This window comes from Mesorhizobium sp. WSM3859 (genome assembly GCF_002295065.1).
GTDB lineage: Bacteria > Pseudomonadota > Alphaproteobacteria > Rhizobiales > Rhizobiaceae > Mesorhizobium.
Window position 1 is genome coordinate 21,956 of the sequence record NZ_NSGG01000003.1, and the last position, 19,887, is coordinate 41,842.

General features: G+C 63.4%; 14 protein-coding genes. 11 read left to right on the forward strand and 3 right to left on the reverse strand.

Translation table 11 applies throughout. The annotated features are described in order from the left end of the window. The 6 genes from CK230_RS07000 (at window position 1) to CK230_RS07025 (ending at window position 7,194) form a co-directional block, all read left to right on the forward strand. A complete protein-coding gene (locus CK230_RS07000) occupies window positions 1-714 on the forward strand; it encodes a uroporphyrinogen-III synthase (protein ID WP_095816490.1) in 714 nt (237 codons plus the stop codon). A gap of 206 nt (window positions 715-920) precedes the next feature. Then, window positions 921-2,378 carry a COG4223 family protein gene (locus CK230_RS07005; protein WP_095816491.1) on the forward strand — a complete coding sequence of 486 codons (1,458 nt, stop codon included), beginning with the start codon at window positions 921-923 and terminating at the stop codon, window positions 2,376-2,378. A gap of 10 nt (window positions 2,379-2,388) precedes the next feature. After that, on the forward strand, window positions 2,389-3,957 hold the full coding sequence (locus tag CK230_RS07010) for a heme biosynthesis protein HemY (RefSeq protein WP_095816492.1): 1,569 nt from the start codon (window positions 2,389-2,391) through the stop codon (window positions 3,955-3,957). Window positions 3,958-4,002: 45 nt separating this feature from the next. Then, the gene (locus CK230_RS07015) at window positions 4,003-4,482 is read left to right on the forward strand and encodes a TerB family tellurite resistance protein (protein WP_095816493.1); all 480 of its coding nucleotides are present in this window, start codon (window positions 4,003-4,005) and stop codon (window positions 4,480-4,482) included. Between the two features lie 18 nt (window positions 4,483-4,500). After that, complete coding sequence (locus tag CK230_RS07020) at window positions 4,501-5,217, forward strand: glutamine amidotransferase (protein WP_095816494.1); 717 nt, start codon at window positions 4,501-4,503, stop codon at window positions 5,215-5,217. A gap of 243 nt (window positions 5,218-5,460) precedes the next feature. Further along, window positions 5,461-7,194 carry an adenylate/guanylate cyclase domain-containing protein gene (locus tag CK230_RS07025; protein WP_176480039.1) on the forward strand — a complete coding sequence of 578 codons (1,734 nt, stop codon included), beginning with the start codon at window positions 5,461-5,463 and terminating at the stop codon, window positions 7,192-7,194. A 317-nt stretch (window positions 7,195-7,511) separates the two neighbouring features. Here CK230_RS07025 and CK230_RS07030 read toward each other — a convergent pair whose 3' ends face one another. Next, window positions 7,512-10,367, reverse strand: coding sequence for a winged helix-turn-helix domain-containing protein (locus CK230_RS07030; RefSeq protein WP_095816496.1), 2,856 nt, complete (start codon window positions 10,365-10,367; stop codon window positions 7,512-7,514). Window positions 10,368-10,590: 223 nt separating this feature from the next. Between CK230_RS07030 and CK230_RS07035 the strand changes: the two genes are divergently transcribed. The 5 genes from CK230_RS07035 to CK230_RS07055 all read left to right on the forward strand — a co-directional run bounded on the left by CK230_RS07035 (window position 10,591) and on the right by CK230_RS07055 (window position 15,113). Next, a complete protein-coding gene (locus tag CK230_RS07035) occupies window positions 10,591-11,952 on the forward strand; it encodes an epoxide hydrolase family protein (protein WP_095816497.1) in 1,362 nt (453 codons plus the stop codon). An 87-nt stretch (window positions 11,953-12,039) separates the two neighbouring features. Further along, on the forward strand, window positions 12,040-12,438 hold the full coding sequence (locus CK230_RS07040) for a DUF6130 family protein (RefSeq protein ID WP_095816498.1): 399 nt from the start codon (window positions 12,040-12,042) through the stop codon (window positions 12,436-12,438). After that, window positions 12,435-13,715 (forward strand): epoxide hydrolase family protein, encoded by a 1,281-nt coding sequence (locus CK230_RS07045; RefSeq protein ID WP_095816499.1) that lies wholly within the window; start codon window positions 12,435-12,437, stop codon window positions 13,713-13,715. The genes CK230_RS07040 and CK230_RS07045 overlap by 4 nt, the downstream gene beginning before the upstream one ends. Window positions 13,716-13,769: 54 nt before the next feature. Further along, a complete protein-coding gene (locus CK230_RS07050) occupies window positions 13,770-14,441 on the forward strand; it encodes a VOC family protein (protein WP_095816500.1) in 672 nt (223 codons plus the stop codon). Window positions 14,442-14,687: 246 nt separating this feature from the next. Next, window positions 14,688-15,113, forward strand: a complete 426-nt coding sequence (locus CK230_RS07055) for an Ohr family peroxiredoxin (RefSeq protein WP_095816501.1) — start codon at window positions 14,688-14,690, stop codon at window positions 15,111-15,113. A gap of 115 nt (window positions 15,114-15,228) precedes the next feature. Here the strand turns inward: CK230_RS07055 and CK230_RS07060 are convergent, their stop codons facing one another. Next, the gene (locus tag CK230_RS07060; RefSeq protein WP_095816502.1) at window positions 15,229-18,432 is read right to left on the reverse strand and encodes a multidrug efflux RND transporter permease subunit; all 3,204 of its coding nucleotides are present in this window, start codon (window positions 18,430-18,432) and stop codon (window positions 15,229-15,231) included. Further along, window positions 18,429-19,643: an efflux RND transporter periplasmic adaptor subunit gene (locus tag CK230_RS07065; RefSeq protein WP_095816503.1), complete on the reverse strand. Its 1,215-nt coding sequence runs from the start codon at window positions 19,641-19,643 to the stop codon at window positions 18,429-18,431. The genes CK230_RS07060 and CK230_RS07065 overlap by 4 nt, the downstream gene beginning before the upstream one ends. Window positions 19,644-19,887 lie beyond the last annotated feature (244 nt).

Below are 19,887 nucleotides of genomic sequence, written 5' to 3' on the forward strand. Positions count from 1 at the left end.
ATGGTCCGCGTCCTGGTGACGAGGCCTGAGCCCGGCGCGTCGCGCACGGCACGACGCCTCGAAACCCTGGGATTTCAGCCTGTCCTGTTGCCGCTGACCGAGACCAGGGCATTACCGGCCGAGGCGACTATCGGCGCCGATGCCGCCGCGGTTGCTGTGACCAGCGCCAATGCGGTGCGGCATGCGCCAAAGGCGCTGATCGCGTCGCTTGCGGGCTTGCCATGCCACGCGGTCGGGAAAAGGACGGCCGACGCCTGCCGCGCGGCGGGATTTTTATCCGTCGCGGAAGGTCCGGGCGATGCCGAGGCGCTGGCCGATGCCATCGCCGGCGGCCTTGCCGGCAAGGCAATCATCTATCTGTGCGGCCGCGTTCGGTTCCAGGTATTCGAGCAGCGGCTGACGGCGGCTGGCGTGCATGTCCAGCCGATCGAGACTTACGACACGACCGGCATCGACTATGGCGATGCCGATGTGGTCGCCCGCCTGTCGGGGCAGCCGGTCGACGCCGCGCTGCTTTATTCAGCCAAGGCCAGCGCGGCGCTGGTCAGCCTGATTGCGCGGCCTAGCTTGCGGCAGCTCTTCGAAAAAACGGAATTCTTGACGCTCTCTGCGCGTGTCGCCGGACCGTTGCATGGGATTGCCGGTCAAATGATCAGCATCGCATCCCAGCCCGAGGAAGACGCATTGCTCGCGCTTTTGTCGCAACCGCGCTAGGGCATTTCACCGTTTCACGGAAACGGTGAAATGCCCTATCTCTTTGTTTTTACGCAATTCCGGACGGAGAACCGCTCACACTTTTCCTGGAATTGCTCTAAGCCGCGTCATCACACCGCCCCTTTTCACCGCTTGGTGATGTGCTAGAGCATGCTGACGCTCTGGACCCATTGATCCATCCCCAAGCCATTTTGCGGAGCCCAAGCATGGTCAAGACGCCGAAGATGCGACATTCGAAGACCCGGCGCGAGCCGGTAACCATCGAACTCGAGCCCGGCGCCGTCTCGCGAATCACCGACGAGGATGCCGCGAAGGCCAAGGCCGCGCAGACCGACGAGGCGAAGGCGGAAGAGGCTGCCGCCGCTTCGCAGCCGGAGGCGCCGGAAGAGCCGATCCATGCCGAGCAGGCCGATATCGAGCCGTGGGAGCATAGCGATGCCGCGCAGGCGACGCCCGACAAGCCCGAGGCCGGCAAGGACGAGCCGGAAAAGCCATATCCCGGCGGTGCCGATGCGCCGAAGAGCCAGCCCAAGGGCTTCGACTACAATTTCGAGGACGCATCCGCGCCTCGGGCCAGCGCCTCGGCCGCGAAACCAGGCGACACGAGGAGCGAGGATCGCGTGCCGCAGCCGTCGCGCAAAGCCGGCTTCAACGCCATCGCCGCGGGCGTCATCGGCGGCGTGATCGCGCTTGCCGGCGCCGGCCTGCTGCAGGCGGTCGGCGTGCTTGGCGCGCCGGGGTCGGGCGGCGGATCGCTTGACGGCGTCAGCGGCGAGATCGCTTCGCTGAAGAGCGAGATCGCGGCGCTGAAGGAAGGCGGCGACACCGGCGCCTCGGCCAAGGTGGACGGTCTTTCCTCGGCGCTCGATCAGGTCAAGACCGATGTGGCGGCGTTGAAATCCTCGGCCGGGCAGAGCGGTGACGGCGCCGCGCTCAAGGCGCTCGGCGACAAGGTCAGCCAGATCGAGACGGCCGTTGCCGAGCTGCAGAAGAACGGCAATGCGGCGCCCGTCGATCTTGGGCCGCTTAACGAGAAGATCGCCGGGCTCGACGCTCAGGTGAAATCGACCGGCGACGCGGCCAAGGCCGAGGACGGCCGGGTGGCGGCGCTGGAGCAGTCCGTGTCGCAGCTGTCCGGCAAGGTCGAGGCTCAGGCCTCGCAGCCCAAGATCGCGCTGGCCATTGCCGCCTCGGCGCTGAAGTCGGCTCTCGACCGCGGCGCGCCCTTCGCGACCGAGCTCGACACCTTCGCGGCCATCGCGCCGGATGCGCCCGAGCTCGCGGCGCTGCGCTCTTATGCCGAAAAGGGCGTGCCGACCCGCGCCACCATCGCTTCGGAAGCCGATGCCGCCGCCAACGCCATGGTTGAGGCGGCAAAGCCGGTGGACCAGAATGCCGGCTTCTTCCAGAGCCTGGTGTCGAGCGCGGAATCGCTGGTCAAAGTGCGGCCGGTCGGCACCGTTGAAGGCAAGGGCGCGCCCGAAACCGTCGCTCGCATGGAAATGGCGGTCAACCAGGGCGACTACGCCAAGGCGCTCAGCGAGTATGACACGCTGCCCGATTCGGCCAAGGCGGCCGGGGCCGATTTTGCCGGCAAACTGAAGGCGCGGCTCGAAGTCGAAAAGCAGCTCGAAGCGCTGATTGCCGGCGCGACGAAAGCGTGAGGACGTCACCATGATCCGTCTCCTCGCCTTCCTCGCCGTCGTCTTCGCGCTGGGTCTCGGCTTTGCCTGGCTCGCCGACCGTCCGGGCGAGATGCTCGTCACCTTCAACGGCTACCAGTACCAGGTCACGCTGATGGTGGCGGCGGTGGCGATCGTTGCCGTGGTCGCCGCGGTGATGATCGTCTGGTGGCTGATCAAGTCGCTGTGGAACAGCCCCTACACGATCTCGCGCTATTTCCGCGTGCGCCGCCGCGACCGCGGCTATCAGGCGCTGTCGACGGGCATGATCGCGGCCGGAGCCGGCGACGGCGCGCTGGCGCGCAAGAAGACCAAGGAGGCGGCCAAGCTGATCAGCTCCGACCAGGAACCGCTGATCAACCTGCTCGACGCGCAGGCCTCGCTGCTCGAAGGCGACCATGAAGGCGCGCGCGAGAAATTCGAGCGCATGCTCGACGATCCCGAGATGCGGCTGCTCGGCCTGCGCGGGCTCTATCTGGAAGCTGAGCGGCTCGGCGACCGCAACGCGGCGCGCCACTATGCCGGTCGCGCCGCGGCGGTCGCGCCGCAGCTTGCCTGGGCGGCCGAATCGACGCTGGAGGAACTGACCGAACGCGGCGACTGGGACGGCGCGCTGAAGCTGGTCGAGGCGCAGAAATCGACAAGGCAGATCGAGCGCGACGCGGCCAACCGCCGCCGCGCCGTGCTGCTGACCGCCAAGGCGCAGGCGCTGGTCGACAGCGACCCGAACGCAGCCCGCACCGCGGCGCTCGAAGCCAACAAGCTGGCGCCCGGTTTCGCGCCGGCGGCGGTGATCGCCGCCGATCTGGTTATCCGGCAAAACGACGTGCGCAAGGCCTCCAAGATCCTGGAGACCGCCTGGAAGGCCGAGCCGCATCCCGAGATCGCCGAGCTCTACACCCATGCCAGGCCGGGCGACGCCGTGCTCGACCGCCTCAACCGGGCGAAGAAGCTGCAGGAATTGAAGAGGAACCACGCCGAGTCGTCGATGGCCGTGGCGCGCGCTGCGCTCGACGCGCAGGATTACGCCACGGCGCGGCGCGAGGCGGAGGCCGCGATCCGCATGGATCGCCGCGAAGGCGCCTATCTGCTGCTCGCCGATATCGAGGAAGCCGAGACCGGCGACCAGGGCAAGGTGCGGCAGCTCTTGTCGAAAGCCGTGCGGGCGCCGCGCGATCCGGCCTGGGTGGCGGATGGCGTCATCTCCGAACGCTGGGCGCCGGTGTCGCCGGTCACAGGCAAACTCGACGCCTTCACCTGGCGCGCGCCGATGGAGCGGCTCGGCCATCTGATCGAAAGCGACGCGGATGTCGCGGTGCCGGCGATCGCCGCCGCGCCTCCGGCCGCATCCGCTGAACAGGCCATCGACATCGTTGCCGATGCTCCGACCGGGAAGCCGGCCTCGACGAATGGCGGTGAGAAGGATTTGGCGGTTGCCGACGCGGCCGGCGAGGCGGAAGCGATCGGGCAGGGTTCGGAGTTGCCGCCTCTGCCGGATGATCCGGGCGTCGCGCCGGAAGATGAAGCGGAAAAATCGCCGCGCCGGTTTCGTTTGTTCTAAAGCTATGTTCTGGGGCCGGTTTTGGTGGGCAGGGAAAAGATATCGATGTTCGAGCGCGTATTGTCCTTCCTGAGGGATCTGCCGGCTGCCGGCGAGACCAAGCCGAGCGCCGACGATCCGCGCGTCGCGGCTTCCGCGCTGCTCTACCACGTGATGAACGCCGACGGGGTGCGCCAGGACGTCGAATGGGAGCGGTTCAAGCAGATCCTGGCCGAGACCTATTCGGTGAGCGGCAAGGAGCTCGATGCGCTGGCCGCGGCCGGCGAACGCGCCGACAACGAGGCGATCGACCTCTATGCCTTCACCAGCGTCTTGAAGCGCGATCTCGACGCCGAGGCGCGCAAGGCCTTCATCGGCCTGATGTGGGAAATCGTCTATGCCGATGGCGAGCTTCACGAGCTCGAGGACAACACGGTATGGCGGGTCGCCGAGCTGATCGGCGTCGAGCGGCGTGACCGCATCGAGGCGCGCCGCAAGGCGGCGGCCGAGGCGCCCGGCGCGCGGGGCAGTTCAAGCGACGAATAACAGGACCCTTCGCCTTCCATGCCACCCAGACCGAGGCCGAGACCCAAAATCCTGATCGTGCTGCATCAGGAAACGTCGAGCCCCGGCCGCGTCGGCCATATGCTGCTGGAAGAGGGCTTCGATCTCGACATCCGCCGGCCGCCGCTTGGCGACGAACTGCCCCGCACGCTGGACGGCCATGCCGGCGTGGTGGTGTTTGGCGGGCCGATGAGCGCCAATGACGAGGACGAGTTCGTTCGCCGCGAGACCGACTGGCTGAAAATCCCGCTGAAGGAAAACCGGCCGTTCCTCGGCATCTGCCTCGGCGCGCAGATGCTGGCCAACCATCTCGGCGGCAAGGTCGAGGGCCATGGAGACGGGCTGGTCGAGATCGGCTGGTATCCGCTGAAGGCGACGGACGCCGGGAAGAAGCTGCTGCACTGGCCGGAAATGGTCTACCAGTTCCACCGCGAGGGCTTTTCCCTGCCGAAGGAAGCGACGCTGCTGGCGACAGCGGAAACCTATCCCAACCAGGCGTTTCGTTACGGCGACAATGCCTGGGGCATCCAGTTCCATGGCGAGCTGACCCGGGTGATGATGCAGCGCTGGGTGGTGCGCGGCGCGCATCGCTTCGAGCTGCCAGGCGCCCAGCCCGGCCGCGACCATCTCGGCGGCCGGCTGATCTGGGACATGCACCTCAAGCGCTGGCTGAGCGAGTTTTTGGGGCTGATATTTGGCAAGCCGGCGGTCGGGTAGAGTAAAATCCAAGTATTCTGGATGGCCAAGCTTGCCCAAAGGCGACTTACGTCTGCAAAGCGTGGACGACAGTTTTGCGCCTCATGGCAGTCTTTCCTACGAACGCAGGAGGCTACAGGCAGCTTTGCGCCACAAGCTGACATTGGTCGCCGCTCCATTGCAGGACAATTCCCGAGACGTGATCTCCGCCCAATAATCGAGTTACATGCTATCTTTCTTGTTCGAAGTGAGGTGACGAACCAAATGCGGAAGATCGCAGCGATTCTGGTCGCGGATGTGGTTGGCTATAGCCGCCTCGCAGAAGCTGATGAGGATCGGACACTTGCGCGGCTGCGGGCTCTGCGGAACGACTTGCTCGATCCGACGATCGCCGCACACGATGGACGAGTGGTCAAGCGTACTGGAGACGGCGCTCTCGTGGAGTTCCGCAGCGTTGTCGAGGCCGTGCGTTGCGCTGCTGAAATGCAGGAACGCATGGTCGAATGGAACACAGGACTGCCCCACGATGAGCGCATTGAATTCCGCATCGGCATCCATGTCGGCGATGTCGTCGAGGAGAGTGACGGAGACCTCATGGGCGACGGAATAAACATCGCCGCCCGCCTGGAAGGCTTGGCGAAGCCGAACGGAATCTGCTTGTCGGGTTCGGCCTACGAGCAGGTGCGTGAAAAACTCAAGGAACAGTTCGTCGATCTGGGCGAGCAAACCTTGAAAAACATCGCGAGGCCTGTGCGCGCCTATCACATGCTGTCCGGTGCCGCATCGACGGAACCGGAAGTCGCACAAGGGACACGAGTCCAGCAAGACAAGCCTTCGATCGCTGTCCTCCCCTTCCAGAACATGAGTGGCGATGCCGAGCAGCAATACCTCTGCGACGGGCTTACAGAGGACCTGATAACGGAGCTTTCACGGTTCCGGCAGATGCAGGTTGCGTCGCGAAATTCGTCCTCCCGCTTCCGCGGAGCCGATGTCGACATGAAACGAGCGGGACGCGAACTCAGCGTGCAGTACCTCGTCGAGGGCAGTGTCCGCCGTATGGGAACGCGCATCCGGATAACGGCCCAATTGATCGATGCCACGACGGGCAATCACGTCTGGGCAGAGCGTTATGACAGTCTGCAAGACGAGATATTCGATGTCCAGGATCGCGTCGTTCGCACTATCGTCGGAACGCTTGTAGGACGAATGACGGCGGCGCGGACCGACTTGGTTCTGCGCAAGCCGCCAGCCAGCCTAGAGGCCTATGAATGTGTCCTGCGCGGCGATGCGCTGCCAATGGGTACGCCGGAGATCGAGGTAGAGGCACGGCATTACTTCGAAAGGGCCATCGAACTCGACCCCAGCTACGCTCGTGCCTACGCATTATTGTCGTCAGCTCTCGAGCGAGAGTGGTTTCTCGATATGAGTGATTCGAACCGCTTGCGGGACGAGGCGTTCGAGATGGCGCGGAAAGCCGTCGCGCTCGATGAAAACGACCATCTTTGTCAACTAGTAATGGCTTGGGCACAGGTCGATCGAGGCGCCTACGAAGTGGGTGAACAGCATTTCGCCAAGGCCATTTCGCTAAATCCAAACCATCCGGTCAATCACACCGACTTGGCGATGTTCTATAACTATCGCGGCGAAACCGAGAGAGCCATTGAGGGGATGCTGGAGGCGAAGCGCCTCGACCCATTCTTCAACCCTTCTTGGTACTGGGGCGAACTCGCCGCCGTCTACTTCAACGCGCGCCGTTATGACGACGCCATTGCCAACATGCGCCGATCAAGTTCTTTGTCGTTCTCGAAGCAGGTTTGGTTCGCCGCAAGCTACGCAATGGCTGGCCAGCCCGATCTTGCGAGAGATTGCGTTGCTGGTTTGCTGCGCCGGGTCCCACAATTCTCCACTGCCAGATTCGTGGCCAAGGAGCCGCTGTTCCACATCGAAGACCGCCAGCATCTAGCTGAAGGCATGCGCAAAGCGGGGTTGCCGGAATGACCGTTTTGAGTCAGGCCGAGGCATCAGTCCTTCTGACAGTCGCGTCCGCTATCGGTCTTCCGACTCCAAAACCGCCGTTCCGCTGACCGCCCATCTCAGCCGTCGTCGGCGCAGTCTGAATAGCCTGAGTACCGGATCAAGCGGCTTGGATCCGGTTCTCAATCAGGTTCGCTCGTTGGGATGCCGAACCCCTGCGCGCAGTTGCGGAAACAGTCGGGCCGAGAGCCCAGTCACCGCTCTCGAGGCCGACATTGATAGTGCGCATTCCACCTTGATATGCGCCAACAACGGACGGTGGGGGCGCTGGCATTGAAGTTCTACCTGAGCGTCGCCAGCAGGTGCTCGGCTGCCTTAACGTCCGCCGTATTCAGGCCCTCCACAAAATGCGCCGCAACCGGTTGCAAGAGTTCGCGAGCGCTATTGGTCTCCCCGCGCGCGGCCATCAGCGTCGTCATGTCGGTTGCGGTTCGCAACTCCCATGCCCGCGCGTGCTGACTGCGGCTCAACTCCAGTGCCTGCATGAAGTAGGCGGCAGCTTCGTCGCGGTTGCGTCTCGACTGGAGAAGGAGGTTACCCTTCATCCGCAGTAACTCCGGGAGATACAATTGGTCGCCGTTCTTTTCAACGAGGCCAAGCGACTCGTCGACCAGCGCAGTCGCTTCGTCTACCTGACCGATTGTGGATAATCCCCTGACCAGCGAGAGGTTGAGCGGAGTCGTGAGCAATTCGTAAGGTGCCGCGTGCAGTTTCTGAAGACAAGTCTGCAGGCCCTCGACACCGCCTTTTGGATCGCCCCGACGGATGGCGACTTCGCTTTTGTATCCCCGACCGACCAGCAGGTAAGGAGTCATGGAATGGGACTCCGCGCGGGCGATGAGCATGTCGATGTACGCCTCGGCGCTCTTCAGGTCGCCCGTCCACAGGAAGACCGATATCGCCCAGATCAGCGCGATCGCCAGCGTTAGAGAATGATCCATGGCGGCAGCTTCGTCGACGGCCTGCCGGGCGTGTGTCACAGCTTGATCCGGGTGGCCTTGCAGCCAAAGGTTCCTCGCCAGAATTGCCCTGGCCAGGATTTTGCCTTCGAAGCCCAGATAGATCGTCGTGGTCCGCTGAGCGCGCGGCCCACGGTCGAGCGCCGCTTCCAGCTCTGCGCGCGCCGCCGCGAGGTCACCTCGCAAGTGGAGCGAGATACCCAGGATCGAGTGTGCAAGCGCGATCGCGACCGAATCCTCCAGACCGGCGGCTGTGGCTGAACAACGTCTCGCAAATTCGAGGGCGGTTACGAAATTGCCCGTGCGCAGATGGAACATGTTAAGCGGACCCAACAGACGCACTCGATCCAGCCGATCGCCGCGCTCCTCGGCAATCGCCAGACTCCTCTCCAGGGCTACGCGCGCCCTCTGGCGTCCACCTCGCATGAACATGAAGGACACGCCGAGGGTTGCCTGGAGATGCATCTCGTCAAGTCCACCAAGAGCTGCATTGTCGAAAGCCAGTATCGCGCGTTCGGACCAGTGGTGACATTCCGGCAACAACGACATCGCCAGAAAAACCGGCGCGGCAGCGGTGACCAGCCCGATGCCGATGTCGGCGTTGCCGCGGTCGCTGAAGCACCATTGCAGGGCAGCCCGGACGTTGTTGATGGCGGCGAAATGAGGAGCCCGTTCCTCACCGGTTGCCAGTCTCGGCCACTCCATCCCTGTCTGCTCCAGCCACCTTCGAAAGTACGCGGCGTGACGCACTCCCAGATCGGCAGCCTCGGTGTCATCGATCCGGATCTCGAGAACGTAGGCGCGCGTGGTATCGAGGAGCCGGTAGCGTATCATCGCTCCGACCGGACGCGTCGCTACCATCGATTTGGCGACGAGACTGTCCATGGCGCCCAGGACGGTCGATCGATCGAGGGTTGCGCTCGTCACCACCTCCAGTGCCGCATCGAGCGTGAAATGACCGACGAATACAGCGAGCCTACGCAACACCGCGCGCTCAAGGTCGGTCAGGAGTCCAAAGCTCCAGTCCAGCGTCGCCTGCAGCGTTTGCTGACGCGGCGGCGCGATCCGCGAACCGAGCCACAGCAGTGTCAGGCGTTGATCAAGAAGTGCGGCGGTCTGTTGCAGCCCATAGGATTCGACCCGCCTGGCCGCCAGTTCGATGGAGAGCGCCACTCCGTCGAGCTTTCGACAGATGCTGGCGATGAGGAGGGCTTCAGCATCGCTGACGTCCAAACGAGCGCCGCCTGCCACCGCTCGTTCGACGAACAATTGGGTGGCTGGGAAGGTCTGGACAATGGCTGCCGTTAGTCCAGGTTCGTCGGGCGGGTAGGCAAGCGCATCCAGCCGATAGATATGTTCTCCCTCGACCCGAAGCGCCTCGCGGCTCGTCGCCAGAATGTGGACCTGCGACGCCGCATCGACCATGCTTGCTGCCAAAGGCGCCACCGCGTCCAAGAGATGCTCACAGGTATCGAGGATCAAGAGAATCCGTTTGTTGCGCAAGTAAGCGATCAGGTTGGGCGTGGCATCTTCTGTCTGAACGGTTAGCCCAAGCATCGAGGCGACGGCTGTCGTCACCAGACCGGGATCACCGATCATTCCCAGATCAACGAACAGCACGGCCCCATAAAATGCGTCGATCAGATGATGCCCGACTGCGATCGCGACGGTGGTTTTGCCGACACCGCCGGCGCCAACGATGGTGACGAACCGCGAAGCATTCAGTTGCGCCGACAGCTTGAGAACGTCCTCGTCCCGCCCGACCATTCTGCTCAAGCGGTTTGGAAGATTCGCATGCGGAAACTCGACGGCCATGAATGGGGCCTCGTCGTGTGAGCCGCTTGATCGCGAAACCGGTGCAACGAAGCAATAGCCGCGCCCCGGAAGTGTCGCGATGTAACGCGCGCCATCCTTTCCATCGCCCAACGCCTTGCGCAGTCCGGTCATGTGGAACCGCAGGCTGCCTTCCTCGACAACCACATCGGGCCAGACCCGCGACATCAAATCCTTCTTGCTGACGACTTCATTCGGGGCGGAAGTCAGTACGATAAGAATTTCGAGGGCGCGCGAGCCAAGCTCTACGGGAGCGCCTTCTCTTGTCAGGAGCCTTTCACCCGCAGCCAAACAGAAAGGGCCGAACGACAGTCCGTCTTTGGCCCGACTTGCCGTTATCGTCATGGCGTCTCTTCTTTTGGGAGCCGCCTGCACCCAGCGCCTCAGTTTAGGTCAAGGAGCATTCCCGCACCATAGGGAGTTCCATTGTCTGGCGCCTCCTATTTGCTCAAAAAGGCGGCAGGCGGGCAGCGACTAACAAGGGCTCACGACGCATAACGGGCTAATCCCATCTCCCGAGGGTATGTCAAGCAGGGCAGATCGCATCCATCAACCCCAGGAGAGTCCCATGAACACGACCAGAACCTCCGAAGCAATCGACCAGGATCGCCGGCGACTTTTGGGCACTGCCGCGGTCGGCATCGCGGCCGCAGGCGCCGCGAGCCTGCTTCCGTCACAAAAGGCCGCCGCATCAACCAGCGATGCTATTCGTCCCTTCACCGTCAGCTTCCCGCAGGAAGAGCTCACCGAGCTTCGCCGGCGCATCGTGGCTACGCGCTGGCCCGGGCGCGAGCTCGTATCCGACCAGGCCTCTCGGCGGATCTGGTCCACCCCGGCGACCGCAGGGCCAACGCAGGGCGTGCAACTCGCCACGATGCAGAAGCTCATGCAGTACTGGGGAACAGAATATGATTGGAGCAAGTGCGAGGCGCGGTTGAAGGCGCTGCCGAATTTTGTCACCGAGATCGACGGCCTCGATATCCACTTCATCCACGTGAAATCCAAGCATAAGGGCGCCCTGCCTGTCATCATCACGCATGGCTGGCCGGGATCGGTCATCGAGCTCCTGAAGATCATCGATCCGTTCACCAATCCCACTGCGCACGGCGGTACCGAGGGCGACGCGTTCGACGTGGTGATCCCGTCGATGCCGGGCTACGGCTTTTCCGGCAAGCCCACCGAAACCGGTTGGGATCCACCGCGTATCGCGCGGGCGTGGATCGTGCTGATGAAGCGCCTCGGCTACGACCGGTACGTCGCGCAGGGCGGCGATTGGGGAGCACTTATCACCGAACAGATGGCTCTGATCGCACCTCCCGAGCTGGTCGCCATCCACACGAACATGCCGGGGACCATTCCGTCCGAGATCGTGAAGGCGCTAGCCTCCGGCGGCCCGCCCCCTGCCGATCTCGGCCCCGACGAGAAGCGCGCCTACGAGCAGGTCGCGTTTTTCTATAAGAACGGCCTGGGCTACGCCAACGAAATGGCGCTTCGTCCGCAAACGCTCTACGGGATCGTCGATTCACCGGCCGGCCTGGCGGCGTGGATCCTCGATCACGATGCGGATAGCTATGCGCTGATCGCCCGCTCCTTCGACGGAGAGCCGGAGGGCCTTACCCGCGACGACGTCCTCGACAACATCACGTTCTACTGGCTGACGAACACAGCGATCTCGTCGGCACGCCTCTATTGGGAACACACGCAAACGGCAAAGGCCGGCTTCTTCGACGCCAAGGGCATCACAATTCCTGTCGGCGCCACTGCGAACCCCAGTGAAATCTACACAGCGCCGAAGAGCTGGACTGAACGCGCGTTCCCGAAGCTTCTGCATTACGGCCGCACAGACAAGGGCTGCCATTTCGCGGCTTGGGAACAGCCGAAGATCTTCACCGATGAGGTGCGCGCAACATTCAAGACGTTGCAGACCTGACGTGTTGGCGGGGGGATGGTGCGCCGGCGCGCGTCATCTTCCGCCCTGCTTTGGCTGCGTAGCGAACTTCCGAAGGGAGCGATTGCAATGAACCCTCTCATCAAGACACATGCCGCAGTTGCGGCCCAGAGCACGGTCGTTCCCATCGAAAACGAGCCAGCGCCCAAGCTGTTCGTGGAGCCGCCGCTTCCGGATCCATTGGCCGGCGGCGTCGTGTACATCCCGTACCGGGTGGAGAATTTGCGCATCCTGCCTGTGGGTGGGTCGGCGGCACGTAGCGTGTCTCCGCGTCTTGGGCATCTTCACGTCACCGTCGACGACCTGCCCTGGGCGTGGGCGGATTACGGTCAGAGCAACACCATCATCTTGGTAGGCATGCCCGGTGGCCAGCACCAGGTCTTGATCGAGGTGGTGGACCCCGAAGGCAATGTCTTCACCAAACAAACAATGACGTTCCACATTTCGGACAAGAAGGCGCAGCCATGAGTCTCCACCAACTGGCGGCTGCGCTGGTGTTCGGGCTTTGCACCCTCTCGGCGCCCGCCTTGGCAAATCCCGTCGAGGATCGCTCGATCCGGCCCTTCAAAGTTCAGGTGCCACAAGCGGCGCTCGACGATCTTCGCGGTCGTATTGCCGAAACACGGTGGCCCGACCGGGAGACCGTCGGTGACCAGTCGCAGGGCATTCAGCTCGCGGAGATCAAGCCACTCGTCGAGTATTGGGGTACGGCCTACGACTGGCGGACAGCGGAAGCGAAGCTGAATTCCCTGCCTCAGTTCATGACCACGATCGACGGCGTGGACATTTACTTCATCCACGTTCGCTCGAAACATCCCCATGCCCTGCCGCTGATCATGACGCATGGCTGGCCTGGCTCGGTGCTGGAACTGCTGAAAACCGTCGGCCCGCTCACCGATCCCACCGCGCATGGCGGCAGCCCTGAGGACGCGTTCGACCTCGTACTGCCGTCGTTGCCGGGTTTCGGCTTCTCCGGCAAGCCGACTGAGACCGGCTGGGATACAGATCGCATCGCGCGAGCCTGGGCAGAGCTGATGAAGCGCCTCGGCTACACAAGATACGTCGCCCAAGGCGGCGACTGGGGCTCCCCCGTTTCGAACGCGATGGCGCGCCTGGCTCCTGCAGGACTTCTTGGTATCCATGTCAATCTGCCGGCTGTCGTGCCACCTGAGATAGCTGCTGTGCTCGCCGCCGGCGGACCGGTGCCGGCAGGCCTGACCGGTAAGGAGCGCACTGCATTCGACGCGCTTAGCATGGCCGCCAAGATGGGGAATAGATCCTATGCCACGATGATGGGCGCCCGACCGCAGACGATCGGCTACGCCATCAATGACTCCCCTGTGGGGCTCGCAGCGTGGATGCTCGGGCATCCTGGCTTTTCAGGCTGGACCTACGACAAAAGCGACCCTGAAAAGTCACCGGACGAGGTGCTGGACGACATAAGTCTGTACTGGTTGACGAACACTGCCACCTCGTCCGGGCGAATTTACTGGGAGTACGGCGGCGGGCGCAGTCCCGTCTTTGCTCACCCTGAAAAAACGAACGAAGTCTCGCTGCCGGTCGCCATTACGGTCTTTCCGGGGGAAGGCTATCAAGCCCCCGAGACGTGGGCCCGGCGCGCCTATCCCAACCTGATCTACTTCCACGAGGTCGACAAAGGCGGCCACTTCGCCGCGTGGGAGCAGCCGGAGCTCTTCTCCGCCGAGTTGCGCGCTGCCTTCAGGTCGCTCCGGCAAAGAAACTGAACCGACCGAAGGGCCAAAGAAGCATTCCCATCAGACTCAACGCAGGAGGCAGACATGACGATTGCCACTATCCGCAGCAACACCATAGTCGAGACGCAAAAACCGCGATCCCACGACATGAAGCTTGAGGTCGTGGTCATTCCAGTTTCTGATGTCGACCGCGCCAAGCTGTTCTACACAGGCTTGGGTTGGCGGCTGGACGCCGACCTCGTGGGCGACAAATTTCATGTCGTCCAGTTTACGCCTCCTGGCTCAAACTGTTCGGTCGTCTTCGGCTCAGGCGTAGCACCGGGCCCTTATGCTCGTATCGAGCTCGATATCCTCGAAACCGCTGGTGAACTCGTCGTGTCGGACATAGAGGCAGCACGCGCCGAGCTCGTCGATCGCGGGCTCGACGTAAGCGAAGTGTATCACTACGCCGGTGATAAGGGGCGTGTCAGCGGGCCTGACCCGGAAAGACGCAGCTATTCCTCGTGGGCTTCCTTCAGCGATCCGGCCGGAAACAACTGGCTTTTGCAGGAGGTCACTGCGCGAGCGCCAGGCCGCGTCGACGCTGACGGCGCCACATTTATGTCGTCGGTCGAACTCGCAGCCGCACTTCGGCGTGCATCTGTGGCTCATGGCGAGCACGAGCGGCGGACAGGCGGCCAGCGTGACGAGAACTGGCCGGATTGGTACGCCGAGTACATGGTGGCGGAGCAGGCTGGCAAAGAGCTTCCGCTCTGAGTGCGCATTCGAACCGTTCGCGCGACAACATCGAAGGCGTCATTAATGAAAGCAACAAAGCTACTGGTCGCCGTGGCGCTCGTAATGGCAATCGGGCTCCGATTGCCGGTTTTCCAAGGGGCACCGATGTGGCGCAGTCCATGACCTCCGCCGCAGGCCTTCGTTGATGCCGTTATCGAGGTCGATCCCTGATCGAGTTAGCAGTAACCGCCCCCGGTGGTCACCGCTGCCAGAAAAAGAATGCCCATGAGCCGCATCGCGAGGGTTGTCTACACGGCTAGGACCGCAACTGCGGGCGGCCGCGAAAATGGCGCCTCGCGCAGTTCCGACGGCCTTCTGGACATCTGGCTTTCGGCGCCCGGATCGGCGCGTATAGGCACCAATCCGGAGCAGTTGCTCGCGGCCGGCTGGTCGGCCAGCTTCGCAAGCGCAATCGCATCTGTGGCCCACGAACGAAAAATCGCGCTGCCTGCAGGGGTGAGCATCGAGGCCGAGGTGAATCTGAACTACGGAGAAAACGGCCACTTTCTCAGCGTCCAACTGAGTATCGCCGTGCCGGGTGTGGAGCGGGATGTCGGACAAATTCTGGTGGATCAAGCGCACGAGATTTGTCCTTACTCCAAAGCGACACGAGGCAACATCAATGTGGTGATCGTGCTCATGTCGACGTGAATGTCCGCTTTTGACATCCGCGGGCTCTTGTCGGCCTCATCTCGTCCGCAGAGATCAGCTGCCGCGTCCTGAAAGCAGACATCGCACGCGAGGACGCTGGAGGGGTCGCGTTGCGCTACTCGGCGGGCGTCTCCGATGGCGCCTCTGCCGGCCCCGAAGGCTCGGCTTCGGCACGGGGCTTGCGCCTTGAAAACAGCGACCTGAGCGTAACGTAGAACACCGGCGTCAGGAACAGGCCGACGAAGGTGACGCCGAGCATGCCGGAGAACACCGCGGTGCCGAGCGACTGGCGCATTTCTGCGCCCGGGCCCGTTGCGATCATCAGCGGCACGACGCCGAGGATGAACGCGAAGGCGGTCATCAGGATCGGCCGCAGCCTGAGCCGGCAGGCTTCGACGGCAGCTTCGGCGGCCGACAGGCCGCGTTCCTGCGCCTGTCGCGCGAATTCGACGATCAGGATCGCGTTCTTGGCGGCAAGCCCGATCAGCACGATGAGGCCGATCTGCACGAGGATGTTGTTGTCCAGCCCTCGGAAAGTCACGCCGAGCAACGCCGCGAGCACGCCGAGCGGCACCACCAGCACAATGGCGAACGGCAGTACCCAGCTTTCATATTGCGCCGCCAGCGCCAGGAACACGAACAGCACCGACAGTCCGAAGATATAGACTGCGGCATTACCGGTGTTGCGCTCCTGATAGGCGAGCTCGGTCCATTCATAGGAGGTACCGGCCGGCAACGTCTTTGCCGTGATCCCTTCCATCAATGCCAACGCGTCGCCCGTGGAAACGCCGGGCGCGGCGTTGCCCTGCAGCGGCACCGAGACATACATGTTGTAGCGCTGGACCAGCGCCGGGCCGGTGACGTCGCGGATCTCAATCAACGTGCCGAGCGGAACCAGCGCGCCGGTCGCCGAGCGAACCTTCAGTTTCAAGATGTCGGCGCGATCGAGGCGGAACGCCTGGTCGGCCTGCGCCCGCACCTGGTAGACGCGCCCGAAAGCGTTGAAGTCGTTGACATACGCAGTGCCCAGATTGATCGACAGCGTCTCGAAGATGTTGGGGATCGGCACGTTCAGGATGCGCGCCTTGTCGCGATCGATCGCAAGGAAGAATTGCGGGCTCGACGCGGAGAAGGTGGTGAACACGCCCGTCAGCCCCGGCGTCTTGTTGGCCTTGCCGGCGATTTCGTAGGCAAGCGCCAGGATCTGCCGCATGTCGGCGCTGTTGCGCTCCTGGATCTGCAGCTTGAAGCCACCGGCATTGCCGACGCCGCGAATAGGCGGCGGCGGCAGTGCTATGATGAAGGCTTCCTTGATGCTTTGCAGGCTGCCGAACAGATTGCCGATGACCTTGGTCGCCGACTGGCCGGCTTTCAGCCGCTCGTCAAACGGCTTGAACCTGGCGAAGATGACGCCCTGGTTGCTGGCGTTGGTGAAGGTCGCGCCGGAGAAGCCGGCGAAGGCGACTGCGTAGTCGACGCCTGGCGTTTTCTGGATGATCTGCGACGCCTGCTGGATGACCGCATCGGTCCTCGACAGCGCGGCCCCGTCCGGCAACTGGACGACGACGATGGCATAGCCCTGGTCGAGCGACGGAATGAAACCGCGCGGCACCACCTGCGCCATGTAGACCGTGGCGGAGATCAGGGCCGCGAAAACGGCCAGCATGGCGGCGATCGTTATCCACGAGCCGACCAGCACGCGGATGATGCTCGAATACCAATGGGCGACCCTGTCGAAGCCGCGATTGAAGCCGTCGGCGAGCGCCCGTCCGAACCGCGCCAGGAAAAAGCGCGGCGGCGCCGCCGCGGCGTGGTGCGACTTGAACAGCAGTGCGGCCAGCGCCGGCGAAAGCGTCAGCGAATTGAATGCCGAGATCGCCGTCGACACCGCGATGGTGATCGCAAACTGCAGGTAGAACTGCCCAGAAATGCCGGGGATGAAGGCTGTCGGTACGAACACGGCTATCAGCACCAGCGAGATCGCGATGATGGCCGTTCCGACTTCGTTCATGGTCAGATGCGACGCCGGATTGGGCGCCAGTCCGCTGGCGATATTGCGCTCGACGTTCTCGACCACGACGATCGCATCGTCGACGACGATGCCGATCGCCAGAACGAGGCCGAACAGCGTCAGCATGTTGAGCGAGAAGCCGGCGGCGTAAAGCACAGCCAGTGTGCCGATCAGCGACACCGGGATCGCCACGATCGGCACGATCGCCATGCGCCACGACTGCAGGAAGACAATGATGACGATGATGACCAGCAACATCGCCTCGAGGATCGTCTTGTAGACCTCCTGGATCGACTCGGCGACGAACTCGGTCGGATTGTAGACGATGTCGTAACTCAACCCCTTCGGGAAGTCGCGGGAAAGCTCCTTCATCTTGTCCTGGATCTCCGCGGCCGCGGCGAGCGCATTGGTGCCCGGCCGCTGGAAGATGGCGAGCGCCACCGCCGGTTTGCCGTTGAGATAGGAGTTGGTGACGTAATCCTTGGCTCCGAGCTCGATGCGCGCCACGTCCTGCAGCGAGATCAGGCGTCCGTCGTCGGTCGATTTGACGATCACGTATCGGAAGTCGCGGGCGTCGTTGAAGCGGCCTTGCGTGGTGACCGTGTACTGGAACGCCGTGCCTGTGCCGGTCGGCGGCGCGCCGATCGAGCCGCCCGACACTTGGACGTTCTGATCGCGCAGCGCCTGCACCACATCGCCCGAGGTCATTCCCAGAGCGGACAGTTTTTCCGGATCAAGCCAGATGCGCAGCGAATACTCGCGTTCGCCGAAGATGATGAGGTCGCCGACGCCGTCTAACCTGAGCAGTATGTCGCGCACCCGCGAGCGGGCGTAGTTCGAGACGTAGAGCTGGTCGTAGGTATTGTCGGGCGACAGCATGTGCACGACCATCATCAGGTCGGGCGAGCTCTTGGTGGTGGTGATGCCGAGGCGGCGGACCTCTTCGGGCAGGCGCGGCTCGGCGACCGACACGCGGTTCTGCACAAGCACCTGCGCCTTGTCGAGATCGGTGCCCAGCTTGAAGGTGATGGTCAGCGCCATCGACCCGTCGCCCGACGAATAGGACGACATGTAGAGCATGCCCTCGACGCCGTTGATCTCCTGCTCGATCGGCGTTGCCACCGTCGCTGCGACCGTCTGGGCGTCGGCGCCCGGATACTGCGCGCGAACGACGATGGTCGGCGGCGCGATCTCGGGATATTGCGCGACCGGTAGCTGGGTATAGGCAATCCCGCCGAGGATCAGCAGGACGATCGAAACGACCGATGCGAAGATTGGGCGGTCGACGAAGAAATGCGCGAACCTCATTGCTGCAACCCGGCGGTTTCGGCCTTGGGCGGCAACGTCACCATCTCGACCTTCACCTTGGTGCCGGGCCTGGCGTGCATCAGCCCGTTGACGATGATCGTCTCGGCGCCGGTCAGGCCCGAGCGGATCACCCGGTAGCCGTCGAGAAGCGGTCCGGTGCGCACGGGCTTCGCCGACACCATTCCGGCCTCGTCCACCAGCAACACGATGCGACGATCCTGATCGGCGCCGATCGCCTCGTCAGGCACCAGCACGCCGCTATGCGGCAGCGACCCCGGCACGTTGATGCGCCCGAACATGCCTGGCTGGAGAACGCCGTCGGGGTTGGGAAACGTCGCACGAACCCGCATTGTGCCGGTCGCGTTGTCGATCCGGTTCTCGGCAAAATCGAGCTTGCCCTTGACCACCGCCTCCGCGCGGTCGGCGACCTGAACCTGCACATCGAGCCCGCCGGCGCCTTCCTGCATGCTGCCGCCACGCGCCTTCGCGTCGCGGGCGTAGCTGAAATACAGCCGCTCATCGACGTCGAAATAGAAGTCGATCGGGTCGCGCGTGACGATGGTCGTCAGCAAGGTGGAATCCGGCTGCACGAGGTTGCCGACCGACACCAGGCGGCGGTCGATGCGGCCGGATAAAGGCGCCTTGGTCTCGGTGAATTCCATGTTCAGGCTTGCCGTTGTCAGCGCAGCCGTCGCGCCCTGCATCTGCGCCTGCGCCGCAAGGTATTCCCGCCGGCGGTCGTCGACCGTGGCGGGCGAGATGTTGCCTGTCTTGGCAAGTTCGTTGGCGCGATCCAGCTGCATCTTGGTGAATTCGAGCAGGCTCTTGGCGACATCCACTTGCGATTTGGCGGCATCATAAGCGGCCTGGTACGGACGCTGGTCAATGGTGAAGAGCAGGTCGCCCTTGTTGACCAGCGCGCCGTCCTGGAAGCTGACCTTGTCCAGATAGCCGCTGACGCGCGAACGGATGGCAACCTGGTCGACGGCTTCGAAACGCCCGACGAACTCGTCGTCCTCGACGATGTCACGCACCACCGGCTTGGCCGCCGTCACCACGGGCAGCTGCTGGTCCTGCGCAAACGCAGTGCTGCTGAAAGCCACGCCGAGCAGGAATGCCGCCGGCACGGCGGCGCGGGCAAGCCAGCCGGCCGGTCGCCGGGGTCGCCCGCCCGCATCGCACTGCAATTGCCCATTCCCTAGGGTGTCCATTTGCGTCCCCGCTCGCTGGACCCGGAGGTCGGTTGATCCGCGTCTACGCTCACGCTTCTCGTCGAGATTAGAGCACTGCGGTATTGTGCATAGCAACATGATCATTTTCCATGTGGGCAGAAATGTCCACCCTGTGGCTGCCCCGCCGCCTATTGCGATTTGTGCCGGGCCGACGCCACCCACGGTTCGGTCTTGCGATTTCGGTGCGTTCCCAACTCGCGATCGGTACGCGCCAGCCCGGAGC